13 protein-coding genes are annotated in these 10,393 nt (G+C 70.3%); all 13 read left to right on the top strand.

Translation table 11 applies throughout. The features are described from left to right. Nucleotides 1-266: 266 nt before the first annotated feature. Nucleotides 267-1,268 carry a metal ABC transporter solute-binding protein, Zn/Mn family gene (locus VNT50_RS01575; RefSeq protein ID WP_414683924.1) on the top strand — a complete coding sequence of 334 codons (1,002 nt, stop codon included), beginning with the start codon at nt 267-269 and terminating at the stop codon, nt 1,266-1,268. 8 nt (nt 1,269-1,276) lie between these two features. Next, on the top strand, nt 1,277-2,095 hold the full coding sequence (locus VNT50_RS01570; RefSeq protein WP_325483356.1) for a metal ABC transporter ATP-binding protein: 819 nt from the start codon (nt 1,277-1,279) through the stop codon (nt 2,093-2,095). A 36-nt stretch (nt 2,096-2,131) separates the two neighbouring features. Continuing rightward, nucleotides 2,132-3,025, top strand: a complete 894-nt coding sequence (locus tag VNT50_RS01565) for a metal ABC transporter permease (RefSeq protein WP_325483355.1) — start codon at nt 2,132-2,134, stop codon at nt 3,023-3,025. A gap of 9 nt (nt 3,026-3,034) precedes the next feature. After that, on the top strand, nt 3,035-3,436 hold the full coding sequence (locus tag VNT50_RS01560; RefSeq protein WP_325483354.1) for a Fur family transcriptional regulator: 402 nt from the start codon (nt 3,035-3,037) through the stop codon (nt 3,434-3,436). Continuing rightward, on the top strand, nt 3,433-4,503 hold the full coding sequence (locus VNT50_RS01555) for a permease (RefSeq protein WP_325483353.1): 1,071 nt from the start codon (nt 3,433-3,435) through the stop codon (nt 4,501-4,503). Before VNT50_RS01560 ends, VNT50_RS01555 begins: the two co-directional genes overlap by 4 nt. Then, on the top strand, nt 4,496-5,386 hold the full coding sequence (locus tag VNT50_RS01550; protein WP_325483352.1) for a TIGR03943 family putative permease subunit: 891 nt from the start codon (nt 4,496-4,498) through the stop codon (nt 5,384-5,386). Before VNT50_RS01555 ends, VNT50_RS01550 begins: the two co-directional genes overlap by 8 nt. Before the next feature lie 33 nt (nt 5,387-5,419). After that, complete coding sequence (locus VNT50_RS01545; protein ID WP_325483351.1) at nt 5,420-6,835, top strand: hypothetical protein; 1,416 nt, start codon at nt 5,420-5,422, stop codon at nt 6,833-6,835. A 40-nt stretch (nt 6,836-6,875) separates the two neighbouring features. Continuing rightward, nucleotides 6,876-7,628, top strand: coding sequence for a DNA-3-methyladenine glycosylase (locus VNT50_RS01540; protein ID WP_325483350.1), 753 nt, complete (start codon nt 6,876-6,878; stop codon nt 7,626-7,628). A 158-nt stretch (nt 7,629-7,786) separates the two neighbouring features. Continuing rightward, the gene (gene rpmB / locus VNT50_RS01535) at nt 7,787-8,023 is read left to right on the top strand and encodes a 50S ribosomal protein L28 (RefSeq protein WP_325483349.1); all 237 of its coding nucleotides are present in this window, start codon (nt 7,787-7,789) and stop codon (nt 8,021-8,023) included. Continuing rightward, nucleotides 8,023-8,193: a 50S ribosomal protein L33 gene (gene rpmG / locus VNT50_RS01530; protein ID WP_013584775.1), complete on the top strand. Its 171-nt coding sequence runs from the start codon at nt 8,023-8,025 to the stop codon at nt 8,191-8,193. Before rpmB ends, rpmG begins: the two co-directional genes overlap by 1 nt. A 2-nt stretch (nt 8,194-8,195) precedes the next feature. Further along, complete coding sequence (gene rpsN / locus VNT50_RS01525; RefSeq protein WP_325483348.1) at nt 8,196-8,501, top strand: 30S ribosomal protein S14; 306 nt, start codon at nt 8,196-8,198, stop codon at nt 8,499-8,501. 361 nt (nt 8,502-8,862) lie between these two features. Next, nucleotides 8,863-9,150 (top strand): HU family DNA-binding protein, encoded by a 288-nt coding sequence (locus tag VNT50_RS01520; RefSeq protein WP_150449442.1) that lies wholly within the window; start codon nt 8,863-8,865, stop codon nt 9,148-9,150. 125 nt (nt 9,151-9,275) lie between these two features. Further along, on the top strand, nt 9,276-10,393 hold a 1,118-nt coding region (locus VNT50_RS01515), incomplete at its 3' end, for a copper resistance D family protein (RefSeq protein ID WP_414683923.1).

Genomic DNA, 10,393 nt, shown 5'->3' with positions numbered 1-10,393 from the left:
GACGCCTATGTTCTCTCTTAACGTACTCAAGTCTGCGCTTACCTAAGCGCAGACTTGGGTACCTGAATCGTGGGTAGCTAGGCCGGCGCCGGCGGGCGCTCAAGTCTGCGTGAACGCAAGCGCAGACTTGAGTACGTGAATCGTCGACAGCTGCGCCCGGCGAGCTAGCGAGGTCGCACGGCACATCGCCCATCCGGTCAGTGCCCGGTCACGACGCGCTCTGGGGCCGATTTGAGAATGATTATCAATAGACATACCCTGGGGGCATGAACTTCCGATCGACTCTTGCCGTGACCGCTTCACTCGCGACCGTGTTCGCTCTCGCCGGCTGCGCCCCGGGCGATGCTCCGGCGGGCGATGCCGCGGCCGGCGATCAGGTCAGCGTCGTCGCCTCGACCAACGTGTACGGCCAGATCGCGGAGGAGATCGGCGGCGACCTGATCGAGGTCACCTCGATCATCGACTCGGCATCTCAGGACCCGCACTCCTTCGAGCCGAGCGCGCAGGACCAGCTCACGGTCACGAACGCCGATCTGATCATCGAGAACGGCGGCGGCTACGACGCGTTCGTCGATGCGCTCATCGAATCGAGCGGAAGCGACGCGCACGTGCTCACCGCGGCGGAGTACTCGCACGACTACCCCGGCAACGAAGGCCACACCGACGACGCCGATTCCGCTGAGACCGAAGAGGGCCACGACGACCACGCCTCAGACGAGGGCGCGCCGCACGAGCACATCGAGGGGTTCAACGAGCACGTCTGGTACGACCCGCACACGATCGAGCACGCTGCCGAGGCCATCGCCGGCGAGCTCTCCGAGTTGCTGCCCGACGACGCCGCGACCATCCAGAAGAACGCCGAGGGCTTCATCGGCCAGATCGCCGAGCTCGAGGCATCCCTCGATGAGATCGATGCCGCCGACGGCGGCGCCAAGGTGTTCGCGACCGAGCCCGTCCCGGGGTACCTGCTCGCCGCCGCCGGACTCGAGAACGTGACCCCGGAGGATTTCAGCGAAGCGGTCGAGGAGGGCCAGGATGTCCCGCCCGCCACGCTGCTCGAGTCGCTCGGCCTGCTCGAGAGCGGCGACGTGCGCGTGGTGATCACGAACACGCAGACCGGCGGAGCCGAGACGACCCAGATCGTCGACGACGCCGAGGCCCGCGGCATCCCGGTCATCGCGTTCTCGGAAACGCTTCCCGAGGGGCAGACTTACATCTCGTGGATGCAGGAGAACATCGCGGCGCTGGCAGGCGCCCTGGCGGCGTGACGCCCGCAGTGCCGACGCCCGCAGTGCCGACGCTGCAGATCACGGACGCCGCGCTGCGACGCGCCGACCGAGAGCTGTGGTCCGGACTCGACCTGCGGGTCGAGCCCGGCGAGCTGATCGCGGTGCTGGGCCCGAGCGGCTCGGGCAAGACCACCCTGCTGCGGGCGATCCTCGGACTCGAGCAGCTGAGTGCCGGCTCGATCTCGGTGCTCGGCGAGGATGTGCGGGCGCACGGCAACCGCCGCATCGGCTACGTCCCGCAGTCCCGTCCACTTCCCCGCGAGACGGCGCTGCGCGGCCGAGATCTCGTGACGCTCGGCGTCAACGGCCACCGCTTCGGGCTTCCGTTCCCTCGTCGCGGCGACGCCGCCCGGGCCGAGGCGCTCATCGACGCGGTCGGCGCCCGGGAGTTCGCCGATCGCCCCGTCGGACTGCTCTCGGGCGGCGAGCAGCAGCGGCTGCGCATCGGCCAGGCGCTCGCCGACGAACCAGGGCTGCTGCTGTGCGACGAGCCGCTCACGAGCCTCGACCTCGCCAACCAGCAGGCCGTCGTCGGGCTCATCGACCGCCACCGCCGCGAGCAGAACGCGGCCGTGCTGCTGGTCACGCACGACATCAATCCCGTGCTGAGCAAGGTGGACCGCATCCTCTACCTCGCGAACGGCGCCTTCACACTGGGCACCCCCGACGAGGTGCTCAACTCCCGGACGCTCTCGGAGCTCTACGGTGCCCCCGTGTTCGTGCTGCGCGCCGGCGACCGCCTGGTGGTCGTGGGCGCGCCCGATGCCGAGGACTCCCACCACCATCACGACGAGGTGCACGAATGAACGACGCGGCGCACGAATGAACGACGAGGTGCACGGATGAATTGGGACGCCGTCTGGAACGCCATGTTCGGCGGCCTGCCCGTCTACGGCCAGATTCTCGCGCTCGTGGCGAACTCCGTCTGGGCCGGCGCGGTGCTCGGACTCGTCGGCGGTCTCGTCGGGGTCTTCGTCATGCAGCGCGACATGGCGTTCGCCGTGCACGGCATCAGCGAACTGTCGTTCGCCGGCGCCGCGGCCGCGCTGCTCATCGGCGTCGACGTCGTCACCGGCTCGATCATCGGTTCCCTGATCGCGGCGGCCCTCATCGGGTGGCTCGGCGCACGAGCCCGCGACCGCAACTCCATCATCGGCGTGCTCATGCCGTTCGGACTGGGCCTCGGCATCCTGTTCCTCTCGCTCTACAACGGCCGAAGCTCGAACCGGTTCAGCCTGCTCACCGGGCAGATCGTGTCGGTGCAGACCGGACAGCTGGGCTGGCTGATCGGCATCAGCGTCGTCGTGCTGCTGGGCATCTTCCTCATCTGGCGGCCGCTTCGCTTCGACTCGCTCGACCCCCAGTCCGCTGCCGCTCGCGGGGTGCCGACGACAGCCGTGTCGCTCGGCTTCATGTTGCTGCTCGGGCTCATCGTCGCCGTCGCGGTGCACATCATCGGTGCGCTGCTGGTGATGGCCCTGCTCGTCACGCCGGCGGCCGCGGCGATGCGCGTGGCCTCCGGACCGCTCTCAGTGCCCCTGCTGTCGGCGCTCTTCGGCTTCGTGTCGGCCGTGGGCGGCATCCTGATCGCCATCGCCGGCACGCTGCCCGTAAGTCCCTACATCACGACGATCTCGTTCCTCATCTACGTCGTGTGCCGCCTCATCGCCTGGCGCCGCGACCGGGTGCGACCCGGCGCCGCACCCGCCAAGGCTTCGCCCAGGCTCGCCGCCTAAACTGCACTCATGGCTCAGCGCAACACCTGGCAGCGCGAGCGAGTGCGCGACGCGCTCGCCGATGCGCGTGGCTTCGTGAGCGCCCAGAGCCTGCACGCGGCCCTGCGCGACGACAACACCGGAATCGGCCTCGCCACGGTGTACCGCACGCTTTCGGGTCTTGCCGCTGCGGGCGAGGCCGACTCACTCCAGAGCCCGGACGGCGAGGCGCTCTACCGCGCGTGCATCTCGCCCGGACACCACCATCACCTCATCTGCCGCTCGTGCGGGCTGACGGTCGAGATCGAGGCGACCGAGGTGGAGGCGTGGGCTCGCCGCACGGCCGCCGAGCACGGTTTCACCGCGGCCGAGCACGTCGTGGACATCTTCGGCCTGTGCGCCGCCTGCGCGAAGGCCGCCGAGGGAGCGTGACTCGGCAGAGCACGACGGCGCTGCCCGCCAACGATCGTCGCGCCGGCGCGCCGCGAGCGCCTCGGGGCGCGGCACCCGCGGCGATCGGCCTCGGCATCGGAGCCGTCGTGGTGGCGGCGCTCTTCCTGATCGATCGCTTCGCCCCCCAGCTCTTCCCCGCGTCGCTTCCGACTCGCGCACAGGACGGCATGACCCTCGCGATCAGCGTGCTGATCGAGTCGCTGCCCTTCGTCGTGCTCGGCGTACTGCTGTCGATCGTCGTGCAGGTGTGGGTGCCGCCGGGCGCCATCGAGCGATGGATGCCGCGCCGGGCATGGGCCCGCCGCATGGTGCTGTCGCTGCTCGGGATGCTGGTGCCTGTGTGCGAGTGCGGCAATGTGCCGTTCGCCCGTGGGCTGCTGATGCGCGGATTCAGCGTGCCCGAGACCTTGACATTCCTCATCGCCGCGCCGATCGTCAACCCCATCGTCATCCTCACCACGCACGCCGCCTTCGGGTGGGATAACGGCATCCTGATCGCACGCCTGCTCGGCGGCTACGCGATCGCGAACCTCATCGGGTGGCTCTACAGCCGGCACCCCGACCCGGACGGGCTGCTCACCGATCGCTTCCGTGCCACGTGCGACATCGTCCTTCGACAGGCTCAGGAACCAGGCGAGACCGGCGGGCGCGGGCGCCGCAGCCTCGCGCAGTTCATCATCGAACTGCGCGCGGTGATGCCCGCCCTCGTCATCGGCTCGGCGATCGCCGGGGCGGTGCAGGTGCTCATCCCCCGCGACACCCTGCTCGCGATCGGCTCCAACCCCGTGCTCTCGATCGCCACGATGACCGCGCTCGCGATGACGGTCGCGATCTGCTCCAACGTCGACGCGTTCTTCGCGCTGTCGTTCGGCTCGACGTTCTCGCCTGGATCGCTCGTCGTCTTCCTGCTCGTCGGCCCCCTGATCGACGTCAAGATGCTGGCGCTCATGCGCACGACGTTCACGACGCGCGCCCTCGCCGGCGTCGTGACGATCGTGCTGCTGGCGGCATTCGCGATCGGGATCGGGGTGAACCTCCTTGCGTAGGGCGGAATGGGTCGCCGCCCGATGGCTGGGGGTCGGGGTCACCGCGTGCCTCGCGGTGGTCACGATCGGACTCGCCCTGGGCGGGCAGCTCGCCCTGTACATCAACCCCGACTCGGCGTGGTTCGCCGTCAGCATGGCCGTGCTCGCGCTCGTCGGAACCGTCGCCACCTTTCTGGTTCCCCTCGGCGCCGAAGCCGACCATGGCCACGATCACGGCGATGTGCCGCACGGCATCGCCCACGCGCACGACCACCGTGAGCACGACCACGGCAGCGACCACGACCACGGCAGCGAGCACGTTGATCACGGCGACCTTGACCGCGAGGAGCTTGACCGCGAGGCCGAGACGGTGATGCTGGCGCCCCGGCGCGCGCTCGCGATCGTGGCCACGGTCACGGGCGGCGTGCTGGCCTCGGGCATCACGGTCGCCGCGCTCGTGCTGCCCCCGGCATCCCTCTCGGTCGAACTCGCCATGGCGCGCGACGTCGGCGCGCCGCCCCTGTTCGCGGGCATGGATTCCGTGACCCTCGCGACCTCGGGCGATACGAGCTCGTTCGGCATCGGCGAATGGGCCACGGTGTTCGCGACGTCGACCCACCCCGACACCTTCGAGGGCGAGTCGGTGAAGCTTACGGGATTCCTCACCCCCGATCCCGACGACCCCGACTCCGTGCGGCTGACCCGTCTCGTCATCACCCACTGCGTCATCGATGCCCAGCCCGCGGCCCTGCCCGTCCTGTCGCCGGGGTGGGAGTCCGAGCACGAGGTCGGCGACTGGGTCGAGCTCGACGGCACGGTGCGCACGGGCGCCGACGGCACCCTCGTGATCGAGCCGGCGACCGTCACCGCCGTCCCCGAGCCCGCGGATCCGTATGAATACTGAGTCGACCCCGATGCCTGCGGACGGGGCGCACTCGTGAGCGCCGATCCTTCCCGGCGCTCGCGCGCCCGGGCCCGCCGCAAGCGCGGATACGTCGGCGCCTTCGCGATCGTGATCGGCCTCCTCGCGGTGCTGAGCATCACCGGCGCCGCCCTGACGCTCGCGCAGGGTCCGCGGCTCACGGGAGTGCAGGTCGATGCCGCGGCGGCGGCCACGGCATCCGGTTCTCGCATGATCCTCACCGCGAATCAGGCGCTCGAGCCCGTCGCCGCCGACCAGGTGAGCGTCGAACCCGAGGTGCCGTTCACGGTGGATGCCTCGGGCCGAGGAGTCGGCATCCGCTTCACCGTGCCGCTCCGCGACGACACGGAGTACACGGTCACGGTCGCCGGGGTCGAGTCCGTCGGGGGTGGACCCGCCTCCACACTCACGACGGATTTCCGCACCCCTCCGGCCGAGGTGTTCCTGCTGCAGCGCAGCGCGACCGGCGACGACGCGATCTTCCGCTCCGACCTCACCGGCGAGCGGGCGGTGCCCGTGTACACGCACCCCGACATCGAGGACTTCAAGGTCAGCGGCGACCGGCTCGTCGTCTCGGTGCTCGAGGACGACACCTCCGCGATCCTGGTCACCGATCTCGAGGGCGGCGACGCCCGGAAACTCACCCTGCCCGGCGAGGGGTTCGTCACGAGCCTGCAGGTGTCGGGCCGGGGCGATCTCGTCGGCTACACGTACTCCGACCGCGACCTCGACGAGAACACGGGTCGCGAGAGCGTGGTGTTCACGCAGTCCCTCCGTGATCCGGATGCCGAGCCCGTGGCGCTCGAAATCGCCGGGGTGGAGCCGAGTGTCGTCGAGTGGCAGTTCGTTCCCGAGGCGACCGCGGTGCTGCTCATCGACTTCGCCGGCGACCTGATGCTCACCGATCCGACCACCGAGGGCGACCCCACGGCGCTCGGCGCCGCGCTCACGATCGACGGGATCACGGTCGGCACCTACCAGGCCGTCGTCGAGCGCCTCGACGGCCTGCGCGTCATCGACCTCACCGACGCGAGCGAGCAGCCCGTCGTTCCCGCCGAAGGCGAGGACGCGCTCGGCGTGCCGGGGTCGGTGGCCCCCGTTCCCGGGGGCGGCACCGTGCGGTTGTATTCCGCGCGGGATGCCGCCGGCCTGCCGATCGCGCAGTCCATCGTGCTCGTCGGCGACGATGGCGCCGTGTCGACGCTGCTCGACGTGCCGGTCTCCGACGGCGTGCTGCAGACGTGCGTTTCGCCGAGCGGGCGGTACGCGGCGGTGCTCGTCGCGCCCGATCTGGTCGAGAACCCCTACGACGGCTACCTGCAGCCGCTTCCCGGCCGGCTCGAGACGCACGTCGTCGAGCTCGGCACCGGCAAGGAGGTCGTCGCCCTGACGGGGTCGGGCATCTCGTGGTGCGCCGTGGGGCCGGTGTGAGCGGGGCACGTGTGAGCGGGGCCCGTGCGGGTGGGCGAGTATGAGCGCGCACCGGCCGGTCACGCGCGCGGACGTCGCGGGACTTCCGGTGCAGGTGGCGCCGCGGCTGCTGGGGGCCCACCTCACGACGGTGCTGCCCGACGGCACCGTCACGGTGCGGATCACCGAGGTCGAGGCCTACCACGGGCTCGGCACCGGCGACGTGGCCGACCCCGGCTCGCACGCCCGCATGGGCCCGACGGCCCGCAACGCCGTGATGTGGGGCGAGCCCGGTCATCTGTACGTCTACCTCAGTCACGGCATCCACTCGTGCGTCAACGTCGTCTGCGGGCCCGAGGGCGTCGCGGGCGGAATACTGCTCCGCGGCGGCGAGGTCGTCGAGGGGCGGGATGTCGCCGCCCGGCGGCGCGCCGAACGCGGGGTCGTTCGCACCCCCCGCGACCTGGCGCGCGGACCGGGCCGGCTCGGCGATGCGGTCGGCCTCCGCCACGGCATCCACAACGGCATCGACGCCGTCTCGGGGAACCCGCTCGCCGGTGCCGTGGCCTCGCTGGAGCTGCTCGACGAGCCGCTCGCTTCGGTCGCGAGCGGGCCGCGGGTGGGTGTCGCCGGCGTTGCCGGCACGGATGCCTACCCGTGGCGGTTCTGGATCGCCGGGGACCCGACGGTCTCGGCCTTCCGCCCGGGGCGTGGAGCCGGGGCGAGCCCGGTGGCGAGTGGCGCGTCCGGGCGGCGTCAGGGGCGTGGCGCCGGGTCAGGCGCGGCGGGCGGTGCCACCCCCGTGCTAGACTGACTCTTTGTCTGCGCGCCTTCCACGCGCGCAGTTCGCCTGCATACCCCCACCTCTCCCGCCCGAGCTTGTCGAAGGGCTGGATTTCTGCGGGGTGCGCGGACAGACAAGGGATCTTGGGTGAGGCCGTCCGGTCTCACGGTATTGAAGGAGAAATCACTATGGCAGCAGTGTGCCAGGTGACTGGAGCTGTTCCCGGCTTCGGTCACGCAATCAGCCACTCGCACCGCCGGACGAAGCGCCGCTTCGACCCGAACGTGCAGAAGAAGACGTACTTCGTGCCGTCGCTGGGCCGCAACATCAAGCTCAACGTGTCGGCCAAGGGCATCAAGGTCATCGACGCCCGGGGCATCGAGTCCGTCGTCCGTGACCTCAAGGCGAAGGGTGTGAAGCTCTAATGGCCAAGAAGGCTCAGGACGTACGTCCGATCATCAAGCTCCGTTCCACGGCGGGCACCGGGTACACCTACGTGACCCGCAAGAACCGTCGCAACAACCCCGACCGCATCGTGCTGAAGAAGTACGACCCCGTAGTGCGCAAGCACGTCGACTTCCGCGAGGAGCGCTAAGAATGGCCAAGAAGAGCAAGATCGCTCGCAACGAGCAGCGCAAGGTGATCGTCGACCGCTACGCCGCCAAGCGCGCGGAGCTGAAGAAGGCGCTCGTCGACCCGACCAGCACCGACGAGCAGCGCGAAGCCGCTCGCATCGGCCTGCAGAAGCTCCCCAAGAACGCGTCGCCCGTGCGCGTGCGTTCCCGCGACGTCATCGACGGCCGCCCCCGTGGTGTCCTCACGAAGTTCGGCATCTCGCGTGTGCGTTTCCGCGACATGGCCCACCGGGGCGAGCTGCCCGGTGTGACCAAGTCGTCCTGGTAGCAACCAGCGCAAGCATCGGAAGGCCCGGAGTTCGTCGGAACTCCGGGCCTTCCGCATCCCCGGCCCTTCTTGAAAGCCGCCCACGCCGTCCGGTGCCGCTCACTCGTCGCAAACTGCGGGTGCGCGCGCCAGAGCACCCGCACTTTGCGCCGAGTAAGCAGGGCCGGACATGCGTCACTTCTGTCACTCCATTCACACGGGCACTGGCGACACGCCGACCGAATCGGTCATAAGCCTCGAAAATCCGCGGAAATCCGGGGAAAGGTTGGTACATTCGAGGCGGTCGATCGACCAGCCGGGGGGCGTCCGTTCTCCGGTCCGCAAGAAACTGCGGCACCATCGTCGCCGCTGGAGGACCACCATGGCCGACAAGTCCATCACCAAGACCGAGCTGGTTGCGAGCATCGCGAGCGCCACGGGTCAGAGCCAGGCCGCTGTGTCGGGCGTTCTCGACTCCCTCTTCTCCACCGTCTCCGAGGCGGTCGCCAAGGGCAGCAAGGTCTCGATCCCGGGTTGGATCGCGTTCGAGCAGGTCGCCACATCGGCGCGCACGGGCCGCAACCCCCAGACCGGCGCGGAGATCAAGATCCCCGCGGGCAAGCGCGTCAAGGTCACCGCGGGCTCCAAGCTCAAGGCCGCCGTCAAGTAGCACGGCTGCCGAAGGGGGGATGTCGCGTCCGCGGCGTCCCCCTTTCGCACGCCCGGGCGCGACGCGCACCCACCGCGACGCCTCGACGGGCTACCCGCCCGGAAGCGGGAGCCTAGGCTTGAGGGGTGATCCCCACACCCGCCCCCCACGGCACCGGCGCCCCGCGCGGAGCCTCGGGGCTGGGCCCGCCGCGCGCGCTGCGGGCCGCCGGCCCCGCGCTCCTGGTCGCCGTGGCATTCGCGACCCTGATCTGGGGCCTCGCCATCGGAGGCGGGGCAGCGCCGCTCGTGATCGCCGACCCCGGGCCCGTGGTCCGATGGGGCCTCCCCGCCGCGCAGCTGGTCGTGAACCTCGCCGCCGCGGGCATGGTCGGCTCCCTGGTGCTCGCGCTGTTCGCGCTCAAGGCCGGCGAGCCCGAGTTCGACACGGCGCTGGACACGGCATCCATCGGCGCAGCCGTCTTCACGGTCGCGGCGGGGACGACGGGCTTCTTCACGTTCGTCAACGCCTTCAACGCCAACCCGAGCGCCGACGCCGTCTTCGGGGCGCAGCTCGGCCGGTTCCTGCTCGAATCGGAGCTGGGTCGCACCTGGCTTCTCACGACCATCGCCGGTGCCGTGCTCACCGTGCTCACCTTCGCCGTGCGCTCGTGGACGCCGACGCTGTTCATCGCGATCCTGGCGATCGCGGCGCTCGTTCCGATGGCGACGCAGGGCCACTCGGGCGCGGAGGAGAACCACACCGCCGCGGTCATGGCGCTCGTGCTGCACATCATCGCCGCCGCCGTGTGGCTGGGCGGCCTCATCCTGGTGATCGTGGTGCGCCCCGTCGTGTCGCGCGAGCGCATCGCCGTCATCCTCACCCGCTACTCGAGCATCGCCCTCGTCGCCTTCGTCGTCGTGGCGATCTCGGGCTTTGCGCGTGCCACGATCGGCGTCGGCGCGTGGTACCGCCTCCGGCTCATCGGCAAGCTGGGCCAGGATGCCGCGCCGGGGCTGGGCGCGCTTCGACCCTTCGACAAGCTCAGGACGACGCAGGCTCAGGAACCGCGAAGTGACGAGGCGTCCCGGCGTTTCTGGAGCCTCATCGCCCTCGAGCTGGCGTTCATGGGGATCGCCAGCGGCGCGGCGGCCGCACTCGCCCGCACCGCACCGCCCGGCACGTCGGCCCTCCCCGAGATCGGCTCGCCCGCCGAAGTGCTGACCGGAGCCCCGCTGCCGCCGGAGCTGACCTTCGAGCGCTG

Origin of the sequence: Microbacterium sp., from assembly GCF_035554235.1 — a bacterium.
Classification (GTDB): Bacteria; Actinomycetota; Actinomycetes; order Actinomycetales; family Microbacteriaceae; genus Microbacterium.
Note: the sequence above shows the minus strand (reverse complement) of the source record. Positions and strands in the feature narration are given on the sequence as shown.